Origin of the sequence: Tenacibaculum crassostreae (assembly GCF_964512405.1) — a bacterium.
GTDB classification, from domain to species: Bacteria; Bacteroidota; Bacteroidia; order Flavobacteriales; family Flavobacteriaceae; genus Polaribacter; species Polaribacter crassostreae.
The window spans coordinates 256,980-283,006 of the sequence record NZ_CAZELE010000003.1 but is presented as its reverse complement, the minus strand read 5'-3'; the positions used below and the strand labels follow the sequence as shown (position 1 = coordinate 283,006).

The 26,027-nt window shown below is 32.8% G+C and carries 21 protein-coding genes; 14 read left to right on the top strand and 7 right to left on the bottom strand.

Translation table 11 applies throughout. The features are described 5' to 3' along the window. Nucleotides 1-3 precede the first annotated feature (3 nt). On the bottom strand, nt 4-480 hold the full coding sequence (rpsG, locus tag ACKTST_RS03510; RefSeq protein WP_028890723.1) for a 30S ribosomal protein S7: 477 nt from the start codon (nt 478-480) through the stop codon (nt 4-6). 32 nt (nt 481-512) lie between these two features. Beyond that, nucleotides 513-893, bottom strand: coding sequence for a 30S ribosomal protein S12 (rpsL, locus tag ACKTST_RS03505; protein WP_028890722.1), 381 nt, complete (start codon nt 891-893; stop codon nt 513-515). A 245-nt stretch (nt 894-1,138) separates the two neighbouring features. Here rpsL and ACKTST_RS03500 point away from each other — a divergent pair, with 245 nt between their 5' ends. From ACKTST_RS03500 to rlmB, 7 genes are all read left to right on the top strand, one after another. Next, entirely contained in the window at nt 1,139-4,231 is a 3,093-nt protein-coding gene (locus ACKTST_RS03500) for a SusC/RagA family TonB-linked outer membrane protein (RefSeq protein ID WP_408046414.1), read from the top strand. A 10-nt stretch (nt 4,232-4,241) separates the two neighbouring features. Continuing rightward, nucleotides 4,242-5,714, top strand: a complete 1,473-nt coding sequence (locus ACKTST_RS03495) for a RagB/SusD family nutrient uptake outer membrane protein (RefSeq protein ID WP_408046413.1) — start codon at nt 4,242-4,244, stop codon at nt 5,712-5,714. Between the two features lie 29 nt (nt 5,715-5,743). Then, nucleotides 5,744-6,424, top strand: coding sequence for a hypothetical protein (locus ACKTST_RS03490; protein ID WP_408046412.1), 681 nt, complete (start codon nt 5,744-5,746; stop codon nt 6,422-6,424). 118 nt (nt 6,425-6,542) lie between these two features. Continuing rightward, entirely contained in the window at nt 6,543-9,476 is a 2,934-nt protein-coding gene (locus ACKTST_RS03485) for a SusC/RagA family TonB-linked outer membrane protein (protein WP_408046411.1), read from the top strand. A gap of 17 nt (nt 9,477-9,493) precedes the next feature. Then, nucleotides 9,494-10,882, top strand: a complete 1,389-nt coding sequence (locus ACKTST_RS03480) for a RagB/SusD family nutrient uptake outer membrane protein (protein ID WP_408046410.1) — start codon at nt 9,494-9,496, stop codon at nt 10,880-10,882. Between the two features lie 14 nt (nt 10,883-10,896). Beyond that, nucleotides 10,897-11,712 carry a hypothetical protein gene (locus ACKTST_RS03475; protein ID WP_408046409.1) on the top strand — a complete coding sequence of 272 codons (816 nt, stop codon included), beginning with the start codon at nt 10,897-10,899 and terminating at the stop codon, nt 11,710-11,712. Between the two features lie 79 nt (nt 11,713-11,791). Next, entirely contained in the window at nt 11,792-12,529 is a 738-nt protein-coding gene (gene rlmB / locus ACKTST_RS03470) for a 23S rRNA (guanosine(2251)-2'-O)-methyltransferase RlmB (protein WP_408046408.1), read from the top strand. A 32-nt stretch (nt 12,530-12,561) separates the two neighbouring features. Here the strand turns inward: rlmB and ACKTST_RS03465 are convergent, their stop codons facing one another. Continuing rightward, a complete protein-coding gene (locus ACKTST_RS03465; RefSeq protein ID WP_408046407.1) occupies nt 12,562-13,266 on the bottom strand; it encodes a rhomboid family intramembrane serine protease in 705 nt (234 codons plus the stop codon). Between the two features lie 75 nt (nt 13,267-13,341). Here ACKTST_RS03465 and ACKTST_RS03460 point away from each other — a divergent pair, with 75 nt between their 5' ends. Beyond that, on the top strand, nt 13,342-14,613 hold the full coding sequence (locus ACKTST_RS03460; protein ID WP_408046406.1) for a replication-associated recombination protein A: 1,272 nt from the start codon (nt 13,342-13,344) through the stop codon (nt 14,611-14,613). An 18-nt stretch (nt 14,614-14,631) separates the two neighbouring features. Beyond that, nucleotides 14,632-15,150, top strand: a complete 519-nt coding sequence (locus ACKTST_RS03455; protein ID WP_408046405.1) for a hypothetical protein — start codon at nt 14,632-14,634, stop codon at nt 15,148-15,150. On the opposite strand, the gene ACKTST_RS03450 is transcribed toward ACKTST_RS03455, so the two are convergent. The 4 genes from ACKTST_RS03450 to radC are packed head-to-tail and all read right to left on the bottom strand — an operon-like array spanning nt 15,147 to nt 18,627. After that, on the bottom strand, nt 15,147-15,899 hold the full coding sequence (locus tag ACKTST_RS03450; protein WP_408046404.1) for a hypothetical protein: 753 nt from the start codon (nt 15,897-15,899) through the stop codon (nt 15,147-15,149). The genes ACKTST_RS03455 and ACKTST_RS03450 overlap by 4 nt on opposite strands. 19 nt (nt 15,900-15,918) lie before the next feature. Further along, nucleotides 15,919-16,593: a YjjG family noncanonical pyrimidine nucleotidase gene (locus tag ACKTST_RS03445; RefSeq protein WP_408046403.1), complete on the bottom strand. Its 675-nt coding sequence runs from the start codon at nt 16,591-16,593 to the stop codon at nt 15,919-15,921. A 4-nt stretch (nt 16,594-16,597) separates the two neighbouring features. Further along, a complete protein-coding gene (locus ACKTST_RS03440; RefSeq protein ID WP_408046402.1) occupies nt 16,598-17,908 on the bottom strand; it encodes a polysaccharide deacetylase family protein in 1,311 nt (436 codons plus the stop codon). A gap of 32 nt (nt 17,909-17,940) precedes the next feature. Beyond that, nucleotides 17,941-18,627: a RadC family protein gene (gene radC, locus ACKTST_RS03435; RefSeq protein ID WP_408046401.1), complete on the bottom strand. Its 687-nt coding sequence runs from the start codon at nt 18,625-18,627 to the stop codon at nt 17,941-17,943. A 97-nt stretch (nt 18,628-18,724) separates the two neighbouring features. Between radC and trkA the strand changes: the two genes are divergently transcribed. From trkA to ACKTST_RS03410, 5 genes are all read left to right on the top strand, one after another. Then, a complete protein-coding gene (gene trkA, locus ACKTST_RS03430; protein WP_408046400.1) occupies nt 18,725-20,071 on the top strand; it encodes a Trk system potassium transporter TrkA in 1,347 nt (448 codons plus the stop codon). After that, a complete protein-coding gene (locus tag ACKTST_RS03425) occupies nt 20,071-21,570 on the top strand; it encodes a TrkH family potassium uptake protein (RefSeq protein ID WP_408046399.1) in 1,500 nt (499 codons plus the stop codon). The genes trkA and ACKTST_RS03425 overlap by 1 nt, the downstream gene beginning before the upstream one ends. Nucleotides 21,571-21,674: 104 nt before the next feature. After that, on the top strand, nt 21,675-22,328 hold the full coding sequence (locus ACKTST_RS03420) for a phage tail protein (protein ID WP_408046398.1): 654 nt from the start codon (nt 21,675-21,677) through the stop codon (nt 22,326-22,328). A gap of 34 nt (nt 22,329-22,362) precedes the next feature. After that, the gene (locus ACKTST_RS03415; RefSeq protein ID WP_408046397.1) at nt 22,363-23,019 is read left to right on the top strand and encodes a phage tail protein; all 657 of its coding nucleotides are present in this window, start codon (nt 22,363-22,365) and stop codon (nt 23,017-23,019) included. A gap of 124 nt (nt 23,020-23,143) precedes the next feature. Further along, nucleotides 23,144-26,020 (top strand): T9SS type A sorting domain-containing protein, encoded by a 2,877-nt coding sequence (locus tag ACKTST_RS03410; protein ID WP_408046396.1) that lies wholly within the window; start codon nt 23,144-23,146, stop codon nt 26,018-26,020. The last annotated feature ends 7 nt before the right edge of the window (nt 26,021-26,027 follow it).

The window sequence follows — 26,027 nt, the reverse complement described above, 5'->3', positions numbered from 1 at the left end:
TTATTAAAATCTAAAGTGTGAGAATGCTTTGTTTGCTTCAGCCATCTTATGAGTATCAACTCTTTTCTTAACAGCAGCACCTTCTTCTTTAGCAGCAGCTAAAATTTCAGCAGCTAAACGTTGCGCCATTGTTTTTTCATTACGCTTACGCGCATAAGAAATCATCCATTTAATCGCCATAGAAACCTTACGGTCTGGACGAATTTGCATTGGAATTTGGAAAGTTGCACCACCAACACGGCGAGAACGAACTTCTACGTGAGGCATCACGTTAGATAAACCATCTTTCCACACTTCTAAAGCTGACTTTTCTTCGTCAGTCTTTTTTTCATTTACGATATCCATTGCATCGTAAAACACTTTGAATGCTACAGATTTTTTACCGTCCCACATTAAGTTATTCACAAAACGTGTAACTAATTGATCATTGAATCTTGGATCCGGTAACAAAACTCTTTTTTTAGCTCTTCTTTTCCTCATGTCTTTACATTAAAAAAGTTACTAATTAATTTTTACTTTTTGTCTTTTGGGCGTTTTGCACCGTACTTAGATCTACGTTGGGTTCTACCCTCAACTCCTGCAGTATCTAATGCTCCACGTACCACGTGATATTTAACACCTGGTAAATCTTTTACCCTTCCACCTCTAACTAATACTATCGAGTGCTCTTGCAAGTTGTGCCCCTCACCTGGAATATACGCGTTGATTTCATTACCATTTGTTAAACGTACCCTTGCAACCTTACGCATCGCTGAGTTAGGTTTCTTAGGTGTAGTGGTATACACACGCGTACAAACTCCACGTCTTTGTGGACATGCTTGTAAAGCAGCCGATTTACTCTTCTTAGTTATTTTGGCTCTTCCTTTACGAACTAATTGTTGAATAGTTGGCATACTAAATTATTACTTGTTTTTAATTTGTACTTAAATCTCTAATTTTTAAGAGGGTGCAAATGTACAATATTTTTTCAATATTTCAAACCTTCAATACTCTTTTCAATACTTTTATCCACTTACACCTAAATTCACCCTATACAAAACCTTAAAAATTTAACAATTTTAAGTTTTTTTTAGGTTTTTTTTAGGTTTTTTAAGATTAAATTATGATTTTTGGCTCAATTAATTCAAATAATTACACAATGAAAACAAAGTTTAATGGAATTTTAACGCTTTTATTAGCGTTGGTCGTGCAAATATCTTTTGCACAAGACAGAGCTATTTCTGGTACTGTCTCAGACGAGTCTGGACCTCTTCCTGGGGTTACCATTCTCAAAAAAGGAACTACTCAAGGTACAGAAACAGATTTTGATGGTAACTTTTCTATCCAAGCAAAGACAGGAGATGTTCTTGTTTTTAGTTTTGTAGGCATGAAAAAAATCGAAAAAACAATTGGTTCTTCTAACACATACAATATTACAATGGAAGCAGATAATGTATTAGATGAAGTTGTTGTAACTGGTGTAGCTGGAGCTACAAGCAGAAAAAAGTTATCTGTAACGGTAAATAAGGTTAGTTCTAAAGAATTGGAAAACGCACCTTCTACTTCAGCTGCAAGCGCACTTCAAGGTAAGGTTGCTGGTGTAACTGTAACTAATTTTGGTCAACCAGGTGATGGTGCTACAATTAGACTAAGAGGAGCAACCAATATTTTCGGATCACAAGCTCCATTAGTTATTGTAGATGGTGTTATTGTTGAAGGCGGACTTCAAGATGTAAACTCTGATGATATTGCCTCTTTTGAAGTAGTAAAAGGAGCATCTGCTTCTGCACTTTATGGATCTAGAGCTGGTAATGGTGTTATTGTTGTAACTACAAAAAAGGGTAAGTTAGGTAAAATGCAAGTAACATTAAAAAGCGAAGTAGGTGTCTCTTCTGTTAACAACTTTATTAAATTAAACCAATCTCACCACTATGATTTAGCTTCAGACTGGCAAAGCGTACAAGGTGTTTACACAAAGTTTGCAGGAGTTACATACCCAAGCAACTATAATGGTTCAGACTACAGAAACGTATCTGGAGGTAGAATACTGTCATCAGACAACTATGCAGATAACCCATATGGTGTTTATTACAACAACCAAAAAGCTTTCTTTAAAGAAGGATTTAACAACAACCTTTATGCTTCAGTTTCAGCTGCAACAGAAAACACTAATATTTATTTCTCTGCAGAAAAAAACAACACTACTGGTGTATTGAAAGAAACTCAAGGATATGAAAGAGTTGCAGCAAGACTTAATGCCGATATTCAAGTAAATGATTGGTTAAAGTTTAGTGCTCGTAATCAGTTTGCTCGTACTTTTAACAGAACACCTGGTGGAACTAATGGTATCTTTTTTGACTTATCTGTTACTGCTCCAGATGTTAATTTAAATGCACCAAACTTAGACGGACAGCCTTATATTTTCACTCCAAACGTATGGGAAAACACAGTATCAAACCCTTTATACCCTCTATATTCAAACCCAGAGGAACGCAACAATAATAAGTTTTCTGGTAGCTATAGTATCAATACTCGTTTCGCAGACTGGGTTAACTTAGATGTAGAATATGCTATTGAAACTATAGACTCTAGACTTGACGATTACATATCTAGCACAACCTATCAAGCTGGTGGTGGAAAAGATGAATTATACTCTACATACTCTACAGGAAACTTCACCAAATCATCATTTAGAAATGTTTCTCAAAAACTTCAAGGTACTTTAAATTTTAAAACTGACTTTAACGACTTAACTGTAACTGGTAAATTAAGTACATTAATAGAAAACTCTTCTTACGAAGATTATTATGCTTTTGGTAGAGACGAAGTATTTAGTGGAGGAACTAAATCATTAGATAATTATTCTGATCAATTTATAGGATCTGATGGAACTGAGGAAAGAGCTATAAATCATTTTGCTATTTTAGGTTTAGATTATAAAGATCGTTATATTTTCGACGGTATGTACAGAGTTGACCAATCATCTTTATTTGGAGCTAATGAAAGAACTAATAGTTATTTTAGAGTATCTGGAGCATACAGAATTTCAAAAGATTTTGATATTCCTGGCGTTCAAGAACTTAAAATACATGGTGCTTTTGGTACAGCAGGGCAAAGACCTCAATACAACTGGCAGTATGGTAGAGTTCCAATAAATAACGGAACTTTAAACCCAGTCAGAACAAGAGCCAACCCTAACTTAAAACCCTCGAAGACCACTGAATTAGAATTTGGATTAAGTTCAGACTTTTTAAATAGATTCCATTTAGAAGCTGTATATTCAAAAGCAAAAACAGAAGATCAGTTCATGTTAGTAAACTTATTCTCACCTAGAGATAATCATGAAAATGAATTCCAAAATGTAGGTACGGTTAATTTTAATACTATTGAAATAGCATTAGATGCTAAAATTCTAAAAGACACTGAGTTAAAATGGGATATGGGTCTTGTTTTTGAAAAAACCAATAATGAGATTACTGAATTAAATATTCCTGCAAGAATTGTAGGGCCTACGAATGGTGACGTATTTAGACTTCAGGAAGGTATTGAATTTGGTACAATGTGGGGTAGAGAGTTTGTAACTAGTTTAGATCAAATGGCTTTACAATTACCTGCTGGAGAATCTATAGATAACTATGTTGTAAATGCTGATGGTGTTGTTGTTGATGCAAGAACTATAGGTACTATTAATGAAAAAGCAATTGTTAGACTGAATGCGGACGGTAGTGTTTGGCAAGGTGAAATTGGTAACTCTACAGAAGATTTCAAATTAGGTATTAGAAACAATTTAAGCTATAAAGGTTTTAACTTCTATATGTTATGGGATTGGAAGCAAGGTGGTGATATTTACAACAGAAATGGGCAATGGTTAACTAGAGATGACAGACATGAAATGATTGATCAAGCTGGGAAACCTGACCACGCAAAAAAAACAGTAAATTATTATCAATCTTTATACGATGTTAACCAAAATAACAAGTTTTGGGTAGAAGACGGTACTTTTGTTAAACTAAGAGAAGCATCTTTATTCTATACATTTGATAGTAAACAACTTGAAAATGTAGCTAACGGTTTCTTTACTTCATTAAAACTTGGAATTACTGGTACAAATTTATTAACATTTACAGATTATTCTGGTTGGGATCCTGAAGTACAGTTATACGACACTAATACTTTCCAATATTATTCTGTTGATTATCAGGTTTATCCTCTTAGTTCAACATACACATTATCTGCTACATTAAAATTTTAAATAAAATAAAATGAAAAAAATAAATTTTCTAGTTCTATTTTTCATGTTTTCGATGATTTTCACTTCATGTGAAGATTTCTCTACAGACTTAGAACCAGCTTTCGAACAAGATCCTACTCCAAGAGAAGCAGTAACCGAGAACACTGCTCAAGGGATATTTAAAGGATGGTATCAAACAGTAAATAATGTTTTTGATACTGGTGGACCAGGCTTAGCATTTACAACGATGGCTGATATGGGTACATGCTCATGGGGTAACTTAGCTATGAAAGATTTATCTAGTGAACCTCGTGTTGCATGGAATAACGCAACTACCTATGGAAACAAAGATGCTACTGAGGGTTTTTTTAATGCTTGTTACACTCTCTTAGCTGACTGTAATGCTTTATTAGCAAAATTAAAAAATGAAGGATCATCAACTTACGACGACCCAGCTAGAGTTGAAGCTTTAGCAAGATTCGGACAAGCCGCTTTCGTAGGCACTATTGCACTAACTTTTGATAGAGTTTGGGTGAGTAACGAAGACGGTCCTATGTTTGATGGAGAAGCAGTCTCTCCTAACGAAGCCCTTGCTGTTGCCTTAGAAAACCTTGATAAAGCTATAGCTATTGCTGAAAACAACTCTTTTACTTTAGATAGTGATTTCATAAATGGAACTACATTATCTAGTGCAGAGTTTGCTCAATTTTTAAACACCTATGCAGCTCGTTTAATGGTTAACATGCCAAGAAACGCTTCTCAAGCTAATTCTGTAGATTGGGCTAGAGTTTTAGCTTATACTGAAAAAGGATTGACTTATGACTTAAAAGTAACAAGTGACGGATGGACTACTTGGTACTCTGAATGGGCAATCATGTCTGTTTACCCAGGTTGGTTAAGAGTTGACATGAGAGTTATTAATTTAATGGATCCTAATACCATTGATTATTGGACTAGTTCTAACCCTACAATAGCTCCTTCAACAAGTGTAGACAACAGATTAGCTACAGATTTTGAGTATTTAGACGGTCAAAGTTTTAAAGCTGATAGAGGTTTATACCACTACTCTAGTTATAGATTCTCTAGATATGATGCAGTGGCTCAAGATTCTGATTGGACTGGAGCATTTAATGAAATGTTACAAGCTGAAAATGAAGTTTATAAAGCTGAGGCATACTTAAGACTAAATATGTTAGATAAGGCTGCAGGCGTTTTAAATGCTCCAACCAATGCTCGTAAAGTGAGAGGTGGTTTAGCTGATGTACCAGAAAATGCTATTGCTATAGCAGATGCTATTCATTACGAAATTTCTGTTGAGTTATTTGCTACTGGTATGGGGCTTGGTTTCTTTGAAATGAGAAGAAAAGATCTTTTACAAAAAGGTACTCTTTTACATTTCCCTATACCTGGATCTGCATTAGAAGCTGCTGGTATACCAAATTACACATTTGGAGGAACTACTGGTGTTGCAGGAGAAGATTACTCTAACGGTGGTTGGAGATAATCTAAAAAATTAAATCTAAATAATCAATAATGAAAAAAAATAATATCTTAAAATTAGCCAATATATTTACATTACTTGTATTTAGTATTCTAGTAAATATTTCGTGTTCTGATAATGATGAGTTACAAGATGACTCTTCAAAAGTGATCCCTACAATATTTGATTTCACAGGAGCTAACAAAGCTTTCTCAGGTACAAGTGAAATTTATTCGGTTCTTCCTAGAGGTGGTTCTGAGTTTATATGGACTGTAACTGGTGCAGAAATGGAAGCTATCCCAGGTAGAACAGATCAAATAAAAGTGAATTTTGTTCAATATGACGAACTAGCATCTGTTTCTGTTTATGAAAAAGCAGCAAATGGATCTGTATCTGAAACAAGTACTATTGATGACATCAAAGTTTTTGGACCTCCTTGTAATTGGTCTTTAGAAATGAACGATGCCTACGGAGATGGATGGAATGGAGCTAAGTTAGTCTTTACTTTTGATGGTTTTGATGGAGGTGAATTTACATTAAAAGATGGTGCAACAAGTACAATTAATGTACCTGTTCCTAATGGAAGTGAGCTTAAAGTTTCATTCGTTTCTGGTGATTGGGACGAAGAAGTAACTTACAAGTTATATGACGCAAATGGAACATTGATTAAGGAAGATGGGCCAACTCCAGAAGTTGGTGAAGTCGTTTCTTTAACTAATTCATGTCCTTTATAAAAATTATCCAAAATAATTTTAAAGCCATTTCAAAAGAAATGGCTTTTTTTTGTTAAAAAATTGTTTATTTAAGTTTTAATTAAGACTTTAGCGGTTAATTAATTCAAATAATTACATAATGAGAACAAAGTTTAATGGAATTTTAACGCTTTTTCTAGCGTTAATTGTGCAAATTTCTTTTGCACAAGATCGTACAATTTCAGGTTCAGTTTCTGACGAAGCTGGTCCATTGCCTGGTGTTACGATATTAAAAAAAGGGACCACACAAGGTACTGAAACTGATTTTGATGGTAATTTTTCTATCAAAGCCAATACAGGTGATATTTTAGTCTTTAGTTTTGTTGGTATGAAAACTCAGGAAATGACTGTAGGTATTTCTAACACTATCAATTTAGTTTTAGAGAGTGACTCTTTATTAGAAGAAGTAGTTATAGTTGGTTATGGTACAGCAAAAAAAGGTAAAATTGCTGGTTCTGTATCTGTTGTTTCTGCTAAAGAAATTGAATCTGTACCAATAGCTTCGTTTGATCAGATATTACAAGGGCAAGCACCTGGTTTATATGTTACTGCTGGATCTGGTCAACCAGGTTCAAGTGCTAAAGTAAGAATAAGAGGTACTAGGTCTATTAATGGGGGAAATAGCCCTTTATACGTTTTAGATGGTGTGCCTATTACTAGTGGTGATTTTGCAGCTTTAAATGCTAATGACTTTGAAAGTGTTTCTGTCTTAAAAGATGCTGCTTCAGTTGCTATTTATGGTTCACGTGGTGCCTCTGGGGTTATTTTAATCACTTCAAAAAAAGGTAGATATAATAGTAAAACAAATTTCACTTATAGATCTCAATACGGAGTGTCTGAAGTAGGAAAGGCTGGTTTTGATGTTATGAATGCTTTTCAAAAAATGACTTTTGAAAACATTTTAACTCCAGGTACGTGGAGTCAACAAGACTTAGAAAATGCTAAAGTAAATTCAACTAATTGGAAAGATGTTTTTTTTAGAACTGGTACTGTTAGTTCTCATGAATTGTCTGCAGCAGGTGGTGGTGAAAACTCAAGGTTTTTTGTTTCTACATCATATTTTGATCAACAAGGTATTGGACTAAGGTCTGATTTAAAAAGGATTCAATTAAGACTAAACCTAGAAAATAAAGCATCAGATAATCTTACATTTGGGGTTAACACTTCACTTGGATTTACAAAATCTAATTTTAATGATTCTGAGAATGCAGTAGCCTTACAAAACCCTTATGCAGCTGTATATTTAGCAAATCCTTATCATACTCTATACAATGAAGATGGAACCTTAAATGTTGGAAGTGGTAAGGTAGGAGGAAATGCCTATGAAAACTTAGTTAGAAACAAGAACAATTCTTTTGATTCAAAAATCGTAACTAATGTTTTTACTGAATTAAAAATAACAGATAACTTAAAAGCTAAAGTTAATTTTGGTTTAGATTATTTACAAAGTAGAGATGTTAGAGCTGCTAGACCTGATACAAATTCTGGCCAAAATACTACTCCTGGTAATGAAGGTTTTTACAGAACAGATAATAGTTACAGTGCAAACATAAATTCTTATGCTCAATTAACTTATAATACGACTATTAATCAAGATCATGAAATAGAAGCTAGTATTTTTGGTGAATATAATAAATTCTATTTTGATTCTAATGGTTTTACAGGTTATGGTATTAACCCAAAATTATTTGGATACGCCAATAGTATTACTGCTGCAACAGCAGACAATGGTCTTTTTCCTAACACTAGAGGTAATAATGTAGAGCGAGGTCTTTTATCTTATTTCATGACGGGTAAGTATAGCTTTCAAGATAAATACATTTTTGATTTTACTGTAAGACGTGATGCTTCATCAAGATTCTCTAAAGCTAACAAATGGGGTACTTTCTGGGCAGCAGGTATCTATTGGGATTTAATGAAGGAATCTTTTATGAATCAGAATGGCTTTTTAAATACACTTAAACTAAGAGCTAGTTATGGTACTACTGGTAACCAACAAGGTATTGGTTCTTTCCAAGATGAAGGAATTTATGGAACTTCAAGCTATGCAGGAGAATCAGGTATAGCTCCTACAAGTATTGGTAACAACAAATTAAAATGGGAAGAAACAGCTAAATTAAACTTTGGTTTAGATTTTGGTTTTTGGAATAATCGAATAAATGGTACTATTGAATATTATATTGATAAGACTTCAGATTTATTTATAAATCAACAACTTTCTGGAACCTCAGGGTTTACCTCAATCGATGCTAATGTTGGTAAAATGGAAAACAGAGGTATTGATGTTAACTTAAGTGCTATCGCTCTTCAATCAGAGGATTTTAGTTTAACTGTGAATGGTAACTTCAACTATAATAAAAATGAGATCACTGATTTAGGTCAAGAGTCTGAATATGAAACAGGAACTTCAATAGTTAGAGTTGGATTGCCTATAAACACTCATTACATTGTAGGTTGGGCTGGTGTAAACCCAGCTAATGGTCAACCTTTATACCTTGATGCTAACCAAAATGTAACTACTACATTTTCTGACAATAATAGATTAGCTATATTTGGTAGTTCTGAACCTGTATATACAGGTAGTTTTGGAGCTGACATTAAGTATAAAAACTTCTCATTATCAACTCTTTTCACTTTTGCCGGGGACTATTTCAGATTTAATAATCAATCATTTTTTCAAGAAAATCCAAACTTTGCACAATTTAATTTATCAACAGAAATGTTAGATATATGGCAACAACCTGGGGATGTTACAAACATTCAAGCTGCTCAATATAACAGAGAATTTACGTCTAAAGACATTGAAGACGCATCTTATTTAAGGTTTAGAAACGTTGTATTAGCTTATGACATGCCTTCTGAGATCTTTGAAAAAGCAAAATTTTTAAGCGGCGTAAGGTTTTATGTTCAAGGTCAAAATTTAGTTACATGGACTAATTTTACTGGTTTTGATCCAGAGGATGATAACAATATAGCTCAGTATGAATATCCTACTCCAACAACTTATACTTTTGGTGTAGATATTAAGTTTTAATTTTAACTGTAAACAAAATGAAAAAAAATAATATATATATATCTTTAATGGTATTCATTCTTGCATTTGTTACTTCTTGTCAAGATGCCATAGATGTTTTACCTAAAGATGAAATAACTGAATCTAGTGCTCTTGAGACAGTAGATGATATTGAAGATGCAGTAACTGGTGTATATGCTGCAATATCTGGTTCAAACCTTATTTCTTGGAATTCAAGATTTTCTGACAATCTTAAAAAAGGAGCGGGAAATAGAGGGCAAGGTGTTCAGGTCCATACTTGGAGTATCGTAACCTCTACTAATGAACCTGATGGTTTATGGCGTAATATGTATCTGGTAATAAACAGAGCTAATAGAATATTAGCTGTTATTGATAACATACCTACAAATTCGTCTGCTGATGCAAGTAAAATAAATGTTTTTAAAGGTGAACTACTAACTATCAGAGCTTTAATGCATTTTGATCTTGCTAGACTATTTTCTACAAGCTATACTGATTTAAACGCTTTAGCAGTACCTTATGTTGATTTTCCTGTAGTATTAGAAAAACCTGCACGTAATACTCTAGGAGAAGTATATACAAACATAGAAAATGATCTAATTGAAGCAAGTTCTTTAATTTCTTCTTCAAGCAGATCGAATATTTATGTTACACCAGACGTAATTCCTGCACTAAAAGCTAGAGTTGCTTTATATAAAAATACTAGTGCTGATAATACTGTAGCTATAAATAATGCAACTACAGTAATTAATAATAATAGTATTTCTTCTATTAGCAATATGCCGTCTGTTTGGACTGATGATTCAGAACAGGGCGTAATATTTAAGCTTAAAAGAACACCAACAAACTTTGCTGTTGGTACATTATTTACTGATACAAATGGAGATGTTTTCTTTAGTCCTGCTAAACAGCTAATGGACTTGTATACAAGTAATGATGCTAGAAAAAGTTCTTATTTTGCTTCTTCTGATGAAGTAGGTAAGTATCTTGGTACTTCATCTGTTTTTGGATTAAATGACATAAAAATGTTTAGAGTTGCTGAACAATATTTAATTAGAGCAGAAGCATATGCTAGAGAGAATATGTTAACTGAAGCTGCAGCAGATTATAATATGGTAAGAAAAAACAGAATTTCTTCTTACACTGATGAAAGCTTTGCTAACAAAACTGAGGCTCTTAATAAAATTAGAGAAGAAAGAAGAAGAGAATTAGCATATGAAGGTCACAGATTTTTTGATTTAAAAAGAGATGGATTACCTGTTACAAGGTTAGCTGATGATTGTGCTCCAAACTCTTTTGCGTGTGATTTACCTGCTAGCAGTCATAAATTTACATTACCAATTCCTCAAACTGAAATATTTGCTAATCCAAATATTGCTGACCAACAAAACCCAGGTTATAACTAAAATTAAATTTTAATATGAAAAAAATATTTTATATGTTATTTGCAGCGGCTTTAATTACCGCTTGTGGTGACGTCGAAAATCCAGATTTAGGAAAAGATTCTAAGTGGATACAATTTGGAGCAAAATCATATAGTGGTAATGAAGGTGATGGTAAAATAATGGTACCTATTCAACTTGCCTCTATTGATAACCCTGATGACTTATCTGTTCAATTTACTTTTGAGTCTTCTGATAACACAAAATTTAACGTTGTTCCTGCCGACGGTAATGTTACAATACCAAAAGGAGAATTTGAAGCTTTTGTTGAAATTACACCAGTAGACAACTCAGATGTAAACGAAAACCTTAGCATTAAGTTATCTTTAGTGGAAAATGACAAATATAAACTAGGATTAGCAGGTGAAGGTTTAGAGCAAAACTCAACTACTGTTACAATTCTTGACGATGATTGTCCTTTAGATATTACTCAGTTTTATGGAACTTATTTAGCAAATGAAGATGGGTATTGTGATGGATGTTACGAAGTTGTAGTTTCTGCTGGGCCTGTTCCTAATACCTTAACGTTATCAAATTTGTATGAAACTGGTGGTACAACAATTATTGAACTTGACAATTCAAACCCTAGCTCTCCTCTAATTACTTATAGAAGTAAAGAGTTTGATGCTGCTTTACAAGTTAGTTCCACCTATGGTAACGTATGGGCCACAACACCTAGCGATAATTCTTCTTCTTTTAGAACTTGTGATCAATATATGGATTTATACTTCAGAAGATGTGTATCTATAGGTTGTTTCTCTGGACAAGTACATATTCAACTTACAAAAAAATAAGTTTTATCATTATATACTTAACCAAACCACCTCTAACGAGGTGGTTTTTTTATACCATAAAATGAACTACATTTGCAGCATGGAACAAAACACAAATATTTTTGGTATTAGAGCTATAATTGAAGCCATAGAAAGCGGAGCTTCAATTAACAAAGTATATCTTCAAAAAGGATTACGAGGAGATTTATTTTTTCAACTAGACAAACTATTAAAGAAGAACAAAATATCAACGAGTGTTGTTCCTACTGAAAAGCTAGATCGTTTATCTAAACATAATAACCATCAAGGAGCTGTAGCTAAAATTTCTCCTATTGAATTCCACAATCTTGAAAGCTTGATAGAAGAAACTCTTAATTCAGATAGCACTCCCCTATTTTTATTATTAGACCAACTTTCTGATGTTAGAAACTTTGGAGCAGTTATTAGAACAGCTGAATGTACTGGTGTAAACGGAATTATTATTCAAAAAAGTGGTAGTGCTCCAGTAAATGCTGAAACTATCAAAACTTCTGCAGGTGCTGCATTTAAAGTTCCTATTTGTAAAGTAGATCATATTAAAGACGCCATATTTCAACTTAAGGCTGCAGACATTAAATTAGTAGCGGCTACCGAAAAAACGGAAGACTCTGTTTTTGATGTTGATTTTAATCAACCAATAGCAATTATTATGGGATCGGAACATAAAGGGGTTAGTACCTCTGTGCTAAAAATGGCAGACTATAAAGCGAAATTACCTTTGCTTGGTGAAATTGAGTCCCTAAATGTATCGGTTGCATGTGGTGCCTTTTTATACGAAGCTGTAAGACAACGTTTATAAAAAAATTGAATCCTGCTTTTCAGCAGGATTTTTTATTCCTCTTCTTTATAGATATATCGGTAGTTAATTTCTTCTAATTCTGATTCTTCTTCTACAATTGGTGGCATATAATTACCATTTTCATCAAACATTGTATCAAATTCGGATTTAGAAAACTTGAACTTTTCTTTTACAATTCCTCTTTTTCTGTATAATACCGCAAACACAAAGCCAGTAATTAATCCAGATAAATGTCCTTCCCACGACATTCCTTCTTTAATAGGCAAAACATACCAAACCATACTTCCGTATAAAAAAATTGTGATGAATGATACTGCTACTAATCGGTAATGCCTTTTAAAAATTCCACTGAAAAGTACAAAGCTAAAAAGTAAATATACGATTCCGCTTGCTCCTATATGATACGATTCTCGCGCTATAACCCAAGTTAAAAAACCAGTAATCATTCCTCCAAAAACCAAAACTTTTATCGCTACTTCCTTATAAAAATAAAAAAGACACGCTGATAGCACAAATAACGGAACAGAATTATTAAAAAGGTGCTTTGTGTCGCTATGAATAAAAGGCGAGCAGAAAACACCCTTTAAACCGTTAAAATTTCTCGGAAAAACACCAAATTTATTAAAATTCCATCCAAATTTAATTTCTAACCAATACACAAACCATATTATAAAAACAAACAAGAGTGGTAATGTAAAAACTGTTGGCGAAAATTTAAGCTGCTGTTCTGTATTCATATTTTGAAAATAACAAAAATAAATCCAAATTAGTATTTCTGAATTTCTGTCATAAATCTTTGCTATTTTTACCATATGAATCAACCTTTGGCAGAAAGAATCCGTCCGCAAAGTTTAAGCGATTATATTAGTCAACAACATTTAGTAGGCGAAAATGGTATTTTAACCAATCATATCAAACAAGGAATTATTCCTTCGCTTATTTTATGGGGACCTCCTGGAATAGGCAAAACCACTTTGGCTAATATTATAGCCAATGAATCAGGACGTCCTTTTTATACACTAAGTGCTATTAGTTCAGGTGTAAAAGATGTTCGAGAAGTTATTGAAAAAGCTAAAAAAAGTGGTGGATTGTTTACACAAAAAAATCCTATTTTGTTTATTGATGAGATTCATCGTTTTAGTAAATCTCAACAAGATTCTTTATTAGGTGCTGTTGAAAAAGGTTGGGTTACTTTGGTGGGTGCAACAACTGAGAATCCTAGTTTTGAAGTGATACCCGCCCTTCTCTCTCGTTGCCAAGTGTATATTTTAAATTCTTTTGATAAAAATGACTTGATAGCTCTTATAAATAGAGCTATGGAAAAAGATGAAATTATTTCAAAAAAGAAAATCAATTTAAAAGAAACTGACGCATTATTGCAAGTTTCAGGTGGTGATGCAAGGAAACTCCTCAATATTTTTGAGTTATTAGTTGCCTCGGATGATAAAATTGACATTACCAATAAGTTGGTTTTAGAAAAAATTCAAAAAAATACGGTTCGTTACGATAAAACTGGGGAGCAGCATTACGATATCATTTCTGCTTTTATAAAATCGATTAGAGGTAGCGATCCTAATGCTGCTGTTTACTGGTTAGCGCGTATGATTGAAGGTGGTGAAGATGTAAAATTTATTGCCCGAAGAATGTTGATTTTAGCTTCTGAAGATATTGGAAATGCAAATCCAACCGCATTGATTTTAGCTAATAATACTTTTCAGGCAGTTTCTGTAATTGGGTATCCAGAATCAAGAATTATATTGAGTCAATGTGCTGTATATTTGGCTAATTCAGCAAAAAGTAACGCTTCGTATATGGCTATTGGTGAAGCACAAAACTTGGTAAGAACTACAGGAGATTTATCTGTCCCTCTGCATTTAAGAAATGCCCCTACTAAACTAATGAAAGATTTAGATTACGGAAAAGATTATCAATATTCTCATAATTATGCAGCCAATTTTGTTAATCAAGAATTTATGCCTGATGAAATTAAAAACACAAAACTGTACGAACCAGGGAATAATGCTCGTGAAAATCAGTTTAGAGAATTATTAAAACAACGATGGAAAGACAAATATGATTACTAATTAAAATATTAATTTAAATTGGATTTTGAAAAGGAAATAAAAAAGGTAACTCATAACTTAAATACTGAACTACATTCAAAAAAAGAAAAAGTATATTTTTTAGACGGTCATAGAGAACCTTTTGAAACTTATAAAATTAAATTGAGTTATAAAAACTGTGATATTATAATGACTAATACCACAGGGGTTCAAGCATCAGGAAATATCACTTGTCATTTATCAAACAATGCAAAACTTATTGAGTTTGAAATTGATTCAATAAGTCATTTTATGAATTTATTCTTGAGAAAGAATAGCAGATTTAAGGTAAAATGTAAAAACAAAAACTTTAACTTTTATTTAAAAAATAAAGCTCTAAAAGAGCTTTCAGAATTAAGTAAAAAAACTGCTTTTGATCCTTATATATTTTCAAAAAAGCAAGGTGATAAAAACCTAATTATTACAGAATACCACCTTGCCTTTGAAAACTCTCCTTATGCCATCGAACCATTGTTAAAGTTTTATAAAAGTGTTATAGATTTTTTATTATCAAATTAAAACTTTACTTTGTATTCTTTAACTACTTTTCCATCAACTGTGTAACATTCTGCAAACCAAGAATTACCATTCTTATATAAAATTCCGTTTTTATCTTTAATGACAAAAACATCTTTCACATTGGTTTTTAACACTTGAAAAACTACTTCTGGCTTCATATTAACCAATTGAAATCCGTTAGCTATGGGTTGTGCATATAACACGTTCTTTTTATTAGTTTCTGGTTGATTAGCAACTTCAATAGGTTTACTTTCAACAACCTTTACTGTAGGATTTACAACAGCAGGAACATCATTTGATTTATCTATCACCTCATTTTTTAATGGTTGATACTTATATTTTAATGCTTGAACAGATGCAAATGCATTACGAATAGCTTCGTGATACGCTTTCTTGTATTCTTTTTCTTTACTTCTTCCTTCTTTAGAGGTAAAAACGACTTTGTTACCACAATCTCTTAATTCAATGATGCTTTTTGTAGTAAACATACTAGACTCATCTTTAACTGTTCCTGTTAAGGCTAAACATCTATTATTTACTACATCAGCAGGTAATTCTTCATCATCTAAAAAAGCAGTAAATCCATATTTGTTGAACAAAAATTTTGTTAGTGAACTCGTTTGATACTTATCTTTTTCTTTAACAAAATCGAATTTACTATGTACTATTACATACTTAAAATTATTAATTGATTTTTGAGCAAAACTTGCTGTAGTAATAAACAATGCTATTAAAAAGATTCTTTTCATGTTGTTATTTTATTTAATATTATAAATATTTCTTTAATTCTATAAGTGAAGATACTCTTTGTACTCCATTTTTTTTAGTTTCTTCAGAAAAATGGATTGCCATCATACCAGAGTTTAAAGCTCCCATAACATCAGCCTCATAACTATCTCCAATCATAATTGATTCATAAGGTTTAGCTTCTGCTTTTTCAAGTGCAAATTCAAAAACTTTTGGATTTGGTTTTTTTACTCCTACACATTCAGAAGTTATAATTTGTTTAAAAAACTTATTTATCCCAGATTTTTCTAGTTTCAAATTTTGAACTTCTTCAAAACCATTGGTTATAATATGCAGCTCATATTTGTTTTTTAAGTACTCTAAGACCTCAACTGTATTTGAAAACAGATAATTATGGTTAGGTAGATAACGAATATAATCCTCAGAAATTAAATCAATCAATTCATCTGAAACCTTATAGTCTAAAGCGTCGAATGTTTCTTTTAATCTATGATATCTAAGTGCTGGTTTTTCAATTTTATCTTCTCTGTATAATCGCCAATATTTTAAGTTTATTGGTATGTAAACTTCTAAAAAACCATCAATTGCTATCGATATATTTTGTTCTTTGAAAATTTGCTGAAATGTTAATTTCGAGTTTCTGTCAAAATCCCAAAGTGTATGATCTAAATCAAAAAAAATGTGTTTTATTTCCATAAAATTATTGTTCCTCTCTTACTATTTTCAACATTGAATTATATACTCTATTCCATCCTCTCCATCTTAAATAATTACTCAAGCTTTCATTATGAAATAAGGTGATAAAAGTTCCGTTTACTCTCTTTACTTCGTTTTTTAAATCACGAATTTTCCCCAAAGATTGTTTTGGTGTTAGTTTCATATAATCATTCAAAGTTGTGTCCATTAAAGCAAACGGGAATATTTTTAACGGAGTTTGAATTTCAAAATCTAAATCGTAAAAATAAAAAGGTGTACAAGTGCTCGCTCTAAATCCGACATGACTCGCATAACCCATCGAATAATCTTCTGTAATTTCTAAATCGATTAATTGCTGATATGTTTCAGGCAAAGAAACCCTTAAATAATGCTGTCTTGAACGATGAATTGGCATATTGGTAATTGCTTCTAATCGTTCTTTTTCTTTTTTTAACAACGAAACATCGTTCATGGTGTAATATGACGGGTGTAAACCTACCCGAGCATAATCTACCATGTCTTTTATTAATAATTTAAACTTTGCTTTAGATGCCGAAACATTCGTGTCAAATGTTGTATAATCACCTATTAAAAAGAAAAAAATTGTGCGGACTTTATATGTTTTCTTTAGTTCAATAGCTTTTTGAAAAGTATCAAACGGATCCTTTTTAAGATTGAATAATACAGCAAAACGGTCCCAAATAGTAAAAATTTTTAACTGAGAAACGTCTTTTAAAAATCCACCTAAAGTTCTAACAAAACTCTTGTGTTTATAAGCGAAAGCATTATCAACATCTATAGTAGAAATGTATTGATAACTTCTTGTTTTGTGCTCAAAATCTGGAAACTTGAATTTTAAAACTTCTAAAAATTTGTATGCCCAAATATCTACCAAAGGCTTTTCTAAAAAACCATGTTGATATGCTATACTTTGCGCTGCAGAAAAACGTCCGTGTTGATCTTTAATATGTGGTAAATACTCTTCATACCTTGAGACCAAATAAAAACTTGCAGCAAAAATATCAAACGGAATTTCAGAAGCTTCAACAGTTGAAAAAAAGCAAGGAATTCCATCCCATTCTTGCATATGTACCTCTACATCTTTAATTCCTTGTTGAAATAATAGATCATTACTTTTAACAAAAAACTCCTTTCCTAAAGCAACATTTGTGTACGAAAATTTAGGTCCGTTATACGCGACAAACTCTTCTACTTTACCTGTAAAATCGATTTCTACTTGTAAAATTCGTGTAAAAATATGCTTGAAAATATAGCGAACTCTTGGAGTTACTTTATGAGTGTAAATTAGTATCATACTTGTTAAAAACGAGTCGCAACTAACAACGACTATAAGATGCTTTCATCTGCAAAGCTAAAATACGCTTTTTCAGTAATTATTAGGTGATCTAGCAATTTTATATCTAATGTTACACCAGCTTGTTTTATTTTTTTAGTCAACTCAATATCCAATTGACTTGGTTCTAACTTTGCTGATGGATGATTATGACACACAATTAGTCCTACCGAAGAAAGTTCTAAAGCTCTTTTATAAATCAGTCTTACATCTACCAATGTAGCTGTAAATCCACCTTTGCTTAATTGATGCTTCGCTAAAACTTTATTCGAATTATTTAAATATAACACCCAAAATTCTTCATGCTGTAAATCGCCAATGAGTGGCTGCATAATATTGGCTACATCTATAGAACTACTAATCTTAGGAATACTCGTTTTATCATCAAACTGTTTGCGCTTACCAAACTCTAACGCAGTAACGATTGATATTGCTTTAGCTTCTCCTATTCCTTTAAATTTCATCAATTCCTCCACCGATAATTTAGCCAAAGCATTTAAATCGTTGTTTACCGATAGTAATATTCTTTTAGCTAAATCAACCGCACTTTCTTCTCTGTTACCCGAACCAATTAAAATTGCTATCAATTCTGCATCAGACAAAACTCTTTTCCCTTTTAACAAAAGCTTTTCACGAGGCCTATCATCTAACGCCCAAGATTTTATAGAAATCTTTTTCATTTCATTTTTAAATATCGTTGCACATAAATATAATTCATTTTTTGCACAACCAAAAGAAGCACAGTATCTTTGCAGTCTATCTTTTTTAAATTTTAATATGAAGATTATAATAGCCGGGGCTGGAGACGTAGGTTTTCATTTGGCTAAACTCCTCTCTTACGAGGCTCAAGATACATATGTGATAGATTTTGATGGTGAAAAACTTGATTATCTGAACAATCACTTAGATGTAATTACCAAAAAAGGTGATGCAACTTCAATAAAACTATTGAAAGAAATCGGTATAAACTCTGCAGACCTGCTCTTAGCAGTAACCGAAAGTCCTAATACAAACTTTACCATATCAGTAATTGGTAAAGCTTTAGGGGTTAAAAAAACTATTGCGAGAATTAGCAACCCTGAATTTTTAGACAACCCTTGTATCGATTTTAAAGAATATGGTGTTGATTTTATGATTTCTCCAGAAGAATTAGCTGCTGAAGAAATAAAGCTATTATTAAATCAATCATCTTTTAACGATACAGTAGCCTTTGAAAATGGTGTTTTCAATATTATGGGAACTACCTTAGGCTATAAATCTCCAATTTTAGATTTAACCGTAAAAGAAGCTAAAGACAAGTATAGTTTGGTAGATTTTATCACCATAGCTATCAAACGAGAAGGAACTTCTCAAACGATAATTCCACGAGGTGACACAGAATATAAAATGAACGATCAAGTTTATTTTTCTGTTCCAAAATATAGTATCGATAAACTTTACCCTATTATTGGTAAAGAGCATATAGACATTACCAATGTAATGATTTTAGGAGGTAGTGGCGTTGGAAGAAAAACTGCAAGAAAACTTTGTAAAGACAACTTTAAGGTAAAACTTATTGAAAAAGACAAAGATAAAGCTATGCAATTAGCCGAAGATCTTCGTAACACACTGGTTATTTATGGTGATGGTAGAGATTTAGAGTTGTTAGAAGAAGAGAGTATTAGAGAAATGGATGCATTCATTGCAGTAACTGGTGATTCTGAAACAAACATTATGTCTTGTTTAGTAGCAAAATCTAAAGGAGTTAAAAAAACCGTAGCCCTTGTTGAAAATATGGACTACATTAATATTTCTCAAACTATTGGTATAGATACACTTATCAACAAAAAACTAATTGCTGCAAGTAATATTTTCAGACATATTCGTAAAGGAGAAATTGTAGCTTTAGCAAATTTACACAACGTTGATGCCGAAGTTTTTGAATTTGAAGTACAACCAGGAGCTAAGGTTACCAAAAAAATAATTAAAGAATTACGTTTTCCTAGAGAAGCTATTATTGGTGGAGTTATAAGAAACGGAGAAGCTTTAATGTCTTTTGGTGATTTTCAATTGCAAAGTGGTGATAAAGCTATTGTATTCTGCTTACCAGAAGCCATAACAATTGTAGAAGATTTATTCAACTAATGGAAAACCTTAACCTTAAATTAGTTTATCGTTTTTTAGGAGTAACAGCTATCCTAAACGGATTGTTTATGTGGCTTGCTTTACCCTTTAGCTTTTATTATGATGAACCTGCTAAATTAGGAATTCTAAATGCAGGAATTATAACCATTGCTTTAGGTTCACTTCTTTATTTTGTTAACAAACCAGATAACAAAAACATCAACAAAAAAGAAGGATATTTAATTGTATCTTTAGGTTGGCTAACACTTTCTTTTACAGGAATGTTACCTTATTTACTTACCGAAAGCATCCCAAATGTTACCAATGCATTTTTTGAAACCATTTCTGGGTACTCAACTACAGGATCATCAATTTTAACAGATATCGAATCGATGCCAAAAGGTATTTTGTTTTGGCGTAGTTGTACTCACTGGATTGGAGGTATGGGAATTATTGTACTAACCATCGCTATTTTGCCTTTATTAGGTATTGGAGGAATGCAGCTTTTTATGGCTGAAGCTCCAGGACCTTCAGCAGATAAATTACACCCAAGAATTACCGATACAGCTAAACGTTTATGGTTAATATATGTACTGTTAACAAGTGTTGAATTCCTTTTATTAAAAGTTGCTGGCATGACATGGTTTGATGCTATTAATCACGCTATGGCAACAGTAAGCACCGGTGGTTTTTCAACAAAAAATGCAAGTGTAGCTCACTGGAATGGAACACCTTTGATTCAGTACATTATTATCTTTTTTATGTTCATAGCAGGTACAAATTTTGTACTTACCTATTTTGCTTTAAAAGGTAAAGTGAGAAAAGTAATTCAAAGCGAAGAATTCAAATATTATTTATTTGGAATTGCTGGTATTTCTGCAATTGTTGCGATAATGATTATCTTTTTTCAGGATCCAAACTTACAAACTACAATTGAACACCCAAAAGTATGGGGTGAGACAGAAAGTGCTATTCGTCACTCGTTATTTTCAGTAATTTCAGTTGTTACAACCACAGGTTTTGTAACTGCCGATTTTACCATGTGGAGCTTTTTTGTAACCGCTATATTCTTCTCTTTATTTTTCTTAGGAGGATCTGCAGGATCTACCTCTGGAGGAGTAAAAATAGTACGCCATATCATCATGTTAAAAAACAGCTTTTTAGAGTTTAAAAAGTCATTACACCCTAATGCTATTATACCTGTACGTTATGACGGAAAAGCTGTTAATCAAACAATTGTATTTAACATACTTTCTTTCTTTGTTTTGTACATGTTAATTTTTATCATCGGTACCGTAATATTAGCATTCTTTGGGCTTGATTTGTCTTCTGCATTAGGTGCCTGTGCTTCTTCATTAGGTAATATAGGACCTGCAATTGGTAGCGTTAGTCCTGTAGATAATTTTAACCATTTGTCAATAGGAGCTAAATGGTTTTGTTCTTTTTTAATGTTAATTGGTCGTTTAGAATTGTTTACTGTCTTAATTTTATTAACTCCTTTCTTTTGGCGTAAAAATTAAACTTCACAAAAGGTATATTTCCTGTTCATTAAAAGGGTTTTACCTCCGAAATAACGAGCGGTTATAGTGATATATTTGGTTGAAACTAACCAAATTAATTTATCATGAAACTTAAAATCAAACTATTCGGAGCATTCCTTTTAATTTTCTTATCAAACACTTCAGTTAAAGCTCAAGAAGGTTTTATAGGAGAAATCAGAATGTTTGGAGGAAACTTTGCTCCTAGAGGATGGGCATTTTGTGACGGTCAATTACTAGCGATCTCTTCTAACACTGCTTTGTTTTCAATTATAGGAACAATGTATGGAGGAGACGGTAGAACAACTTTTGCATTACCTGATTTAAGAGGTAGAGTTGCTATAAGCGCAGGGCGTGGTCCAGGGTTACAAGATTATAGACAAGGACCAGGAGGTGGTTCAGAATTTAGAACTTTATCTGTTGCTCAAATGCCTTCTCACAACCACATACTTTCTCTAACTGGTTTAGCTGGTGCAGTTGATATCCCTGTAAACACTAACTCAGGTGATGAAGACGAATCTAACCCAGGAGCTGGAGTATTAGCTAATAACGGTGGTGATCGTTTTGCTTCTGAAGCTACACCAAATGCTAAGTATGGAGGTCAAACTTTACCAGTGACTGTTACTGGAAATGGTACAACACTAAACAATGGAGGAAACCAGTCTTTTGATAATAGACAGCCATATACAGTAGTGAGATATATAATTTGCTTACAAGGAACATTTCCTTCTAGAAGCTAAACTAAACTTTTTTTATAACTAAAATTATCATATCATGAACTCAATAAAAAAAATTATCGGGCTGCTATTTATTTGTTTCTTTTTATCTAACAACTCTGTTAATTCACAAACCCCTTTTTTAGGAGAAATTAGAATGTTTGGGGGAAACTTTGCTCCTCGTGGATGGGCGTTTTGCGATGGTCAATTATTATCTATTAATCAAAATCAAGCATTGTTTTCAATTATAGGTTGTCAATACGGTGGTGATTGTAGAACAACTTTTGCTTTACCTGATTTTAGAGGTAGAGTTGCTATAAGTGCTGGACAAGGACCAGGGCTGCAAAATTATCCACAAGCGGCTAAAGGAGGTGCCGAGTTAAGAACTTTAACGATTACTCAAATGCCTTCTCATAACCACACGCTTTCTCTAACAGGTTTAGCTGGTGCAGTTGATATCCCTGTAAACACTAATTCAGGTGATGAGGATGAATCAAACCCAGGAGCAGGAGTACTTGCTAATAATGGTGGTGATCGTTTTGCTTCTGAAGCTACACCAAATGCTAAATATGGGGGTCAAACTTTACCAGTGACTGTTACAGGAAATGGTACAACACTAAATAATGGAGGAAACCAGTCTTTCGATAACAGACAACCATACACAGTGGTAAGATATATTATTTGTCTTCAAGGAATCTATCCTTCTAGAAATTAACAATCAACTGAAAAACAACATTTTACAACCCCAACTGAATATTTTTTCTAAATATTTATTCTTTGGGGTATTTTAATGTTAAATATGAATATTTAGAATTATAAACACTAACATCAAACTTAAAATGATTAAACAAATTACTTTTAAAAAAATAATTCTCTATTGTTTTTTGTTCTTGACATTTACCTACAGTTTACAAGCTCAAAATAATAATGGGGCAATTGATGCACCGGGAGATATTGCATTTGTTGCATATAATGATACTCCTGATGGTTTTGCTTTTATTTTATTAGATGATTGCCCAAATACAACATCTATAAGATTTATAGATGAAGAATGGACAGGCGCTGCTTTTGCTTCAACAACTAGTGAAGGAGAAGTTTTATGGGTAAACGATACAGGAAGTACAATTTTAAAAGGTACTGTAATAACAATTGAAAATGCTAACGATGAATTTACTATTAGTGCTTCTACAGGCACTGCGACTGAAGACGAACTAGGCTTTACTACTGCCAATATTGATGAACTTTTTGCAGTTACTGGTACTAGAGCTGCACCAGGTACCTTTTTATCATTTATCGGAGATGATGTTGGAAATACACTAGCTGGAACAGGATTGACAGATGGTGTAAATGCTCAAATAATCACTGTTGAAGGCTATTACTCTGGTAGCACTACTTGTAACTCTACTTTAGGAGATTGTGCTGCAATGATTAATAATTCTTCAAACTGGACCTCTGGAGATTCAAGTTTTCCTTCTGTCGTACCTGGAAACTTTTCCGGAACTGCTATTTCTTCATGTACAGCACCTGATACACCAACAGTATCGGCTACAAATTCATCAATATGTACAGGAAATAACACTAATTTAAATATTACCGGAAGTTTAAATGACGCTACTAATTGGCATATTTATACTGGTTCATGTGGAGGAACTCAAATAGGAACCACTGCTACAGGTACTTTCAATGTAAGTCCAACGATGACAACTACGTACTATATTCGAGGAGAGGGAGGTTGTGTTACTCCCGGAAGTTGTAATACTGTTACTGTTACTGTTAATAACTTAGATGATGCTTCTTTCTCTTATGGTGCCTCTTCTTATTGTAAGAATGCGGCAGACCCAACACCTACAATTACTGGATTAGGTGGAGGAACATTTAGTTCAACAGCTGGACTAACTATTAGTGGTTCTACTGGACAAATTGATGTATCAGCTTCTACAGCTGGAACGTATACTGTAACGTATACAACTGCAGGAACATGTCCGAACTCAAGTAATGTTTCAGTAACAATTAACAATTTAGACGATGCTTCTTTTAACTATAGTGCATCCTCATATGCATCTACCGATGCTGACCCAACACCTACTATTACTGGATTAGCCGGAGGAACATTTAGTTCTGCAGCTGGACTAAGTCTTAATGGTACAACAGGACAAATTGATGTATCTGCTTCCCTTCCGAATACCTATACAGTTACTTACACAACTAATGGAACCTGTCCTAATTCTTCTAACCAAACTATAACAATTACTGGAACTTATATTTGGAATGGTAGTAACAACAATGATTGGCACACCTCATCAAACTGGAATTACAATGCTGTCCCTTCATCTAGTGCTGATATAGTAATACCTTCAGGAATTACAAACTACCCAACAGCTTCATCTGCTGTTACATTTAATACCCTTACAATTAACACCGGAGCTAGTTTTATTCCGCAAAGTACTGTTACTGGTAGTATTACTTATAAAAGAGATTTGGCAACTACTAATTGGTATTTAGTATCATCACCTGTTAGCGGTGAGACTACTCAAGACATTATTGCCAATCATACATTAGCCTCAGGTGCTGGTGGTAATTTAGGATTTGCACCATACAGCAATATTACCGGACCAGCATGGTTATATGCTCAAAGCGGTAATACAGGTTCTTTAACTAACGGAAAAGGATATTCTATTAAATTAGCTACTCCTGGTACAGCTTCATTCACAGGTACAGCTAATACTTCTAATGTTTCTACACCAATTTCTACCGGAAGTAGAACTAATTTTAATTTATTAGGTAATCCTTACACATCGTATATAAATTCAGCTAGTTTTTCTGCTGCAAACACAGCTATTCTTGCTAGTGAAACTATATGGCTTTGGGATGGAACACAATATATAACTAAAAATGCTGTAGATGATATCGAAATTGCTCCAGGTCAAGCATTCTTTGTAGAAGCGTCTACAAGTAATAATGTTATATTCTCTTTCGCTAATCAAGGTCATCAAGGAGTAGATACTTTTATGAAACAAGAGCCAATTCCTTCTATAGAGTTGTTTGTTGATAATAATGAAATTAAAAGATCTACAAAGGTTTTCTATCTCTCAAATAAAACTACTGGCTATGATAACGGCTATGATTCTAAAATGTTCGGAGAAGATAATTCTAAATTAGCTGTTTTTACTGAGTTGCTTAATAATAATCAAGGTAAACATTTAGCTATACAAACATTACCTAATAACGATTATGAAAGTATGATTATTCCTATTGGTGTAAAAGCAAAATCAGGTGAAGAAGTAATATTTTCAATAAACAGTAAAAACTTACCTTCAAATTTAAATGTGTATTTAGAAGATAAAACTACACAAACATTTACTAATTTATCAAAAGAGAATTACTCAATTACTCCTACTGTTGATTTAAGTGATACTGGGCGATTTTATTTATACACAAGCGCTAAAAAATTAGATATACAATTACCTATAGCGACTTCAATTAATGAGGTTAAACTATACAAACCTGAAAGAAGCAGTAATATTATAGTTACTGGTTTACAGGAAAAAAACATTAAATTAAAAATGTTCTCTTTATCTGGAAAACAAGTTTTAAATAGAACTTTTAGCTCTGATGGTTATTCAGAAATCAAAGCACCTAAACTAACTTCAGGAGTATATCTTATTGAATTAGTTTCTGACTTAGGAAAAACAAGCACTAAAATTATTTTAGATTAAAAAAACT

Bases quoted from the DNA above. Each gene is read 5' to 3' on its own strand.
- rpsG (WP_028890723.1), bottom strand. From the start codon at position 480: ATGAGGAAAAGAAGAGCTAAAAAAAGAGTTTTGTTACCGGATCCAAGA.
- rpsL (WP_028890722.1), bottom strand. From the start codon at position 893: ATGCCAACTATTCAACAATTAGTTCGTAAAGGAAGAGCCAAAATAACT.
- ACKTST_RS03500 (WP_408046414.1), top strand. From the start codon at position 1,139: ATGAAAACAAAGTTTAATGGAATTTTAACGCTTTTATTAGCGTTGGTC.
- ACKTST_RS03495 (WP_408046413.1), top strand. From the start codon at position 4,242: ATGAAAAAAATAAATTTTCTAGTTCTATTTTTCATGTTTTCGATGATT.
- ACKTST_RS03490 (WP_408046412.1), top strand. From the start codon at position 5,744: ATGAAAAAAAATAATATCTTAAAATTAGCCAATATATTTACATTACTT.
- ACKTST_RS03485 (WP_408046411.1), top strand. From the start codon at position 6,543: ATGAGAACAAAGTTTAATGGAATTTTAACGCTTTTTCTAGCGTTAATT.
- ACKTST_RS03480 (WP_408046410.1), top strand. From the start codon at position 9,494: ATGAAAAAAAATAATATATATATATCTTTAATGGTATTCATTCTTGCA.
- ACKTST_RS03475 (WP_408046409.1), top strand. From the start codon at position 10,897: ATGAAAAAAATATTTTATATGTTATTTGCAGCGGCTTTAATTACCGCT.
- rlmB (WP_408046408.1), top strand. From the start codon at position 11,792: ATGGAACAAAACACAAATATTTTTGGTATTAGAGCTATAATTGAAGCC.
- ACKTST_RS03465 (WP_408046407.1), bottom strand. From the start codon at position 13,266: ATGAATACAGAACAGCAGCTTAAATTTTCGCCAACAGTTTTTACATTA.
- ACKTST_RS03460 (WP_408046406.1), top strand. From the start codon at position 13,342: ATGAATCAACCTTTGGCAGAAAGAATCCGTCCGCAAAGTTTAAGCGAT.
- ACKTST_RS03450 (WP_408046404.1), bottom strand. From the start codon at position 15,899: ATGAAAAGAATCTTTTTAATAGCATTGTTTATTACTACAGCAAGTTTT.
- ACKTST_RS03445 (WP_408046403.1), bottom strand. From the start codon at position 16,593: ATGGAAATAAAACACATTTTTTTTGATTTAGATCATACACTTTGGGAT.
- ACKTST_RS03440 (WP_408046402.1), bottom strand. From the start codon at position 17,908: ATGATACTAATTTACACTCATAAAGTAACTCCAAGAGTTCGCTATATT.
- radC (WP_408046401.1), bottom strand. From the start codon at position 18,627: ATGAAAAAGATTTCTATAAAATCTTGGGCGTTAGATGATAGGCCTCGT.
- trkA (WP_408046400.1), top strand. From the start codon at position 18,725: ATGAAGATTATAATAGCCGGGGCTGGAGACGTAGGTTTTCATTTGGCT.
- ACKTST_RS03425 (WP_408046399.1), top strand. From the start codon at position 20,071: ATGGAAAACCTTAACCTTAAATTAGTTTATCGTTTTTTAGGAGTAACA.
- ACKTST_RS03420 (WP_408046398.1), top strand. From the start codon at position 21,675: ATGAAACTTAAAATCAAACTATTCGGAGCATTCCTTTTAATTTTCTTA.
- ACKTST_RS03415 (WP_408046397.1), top strand. From the start codon at position 22,363: ATGAACTCAATAAAAAAAATTATCGGGCTGCTATTTATTTGTTTCTTT.
- ACKTST_RS03410 (WP_408046396.1), top strand. From the start codon at position 23,144: ATGATTAAACAAATTACTTTTAAAAAAATAATTCTCTATTGTTTTTTG.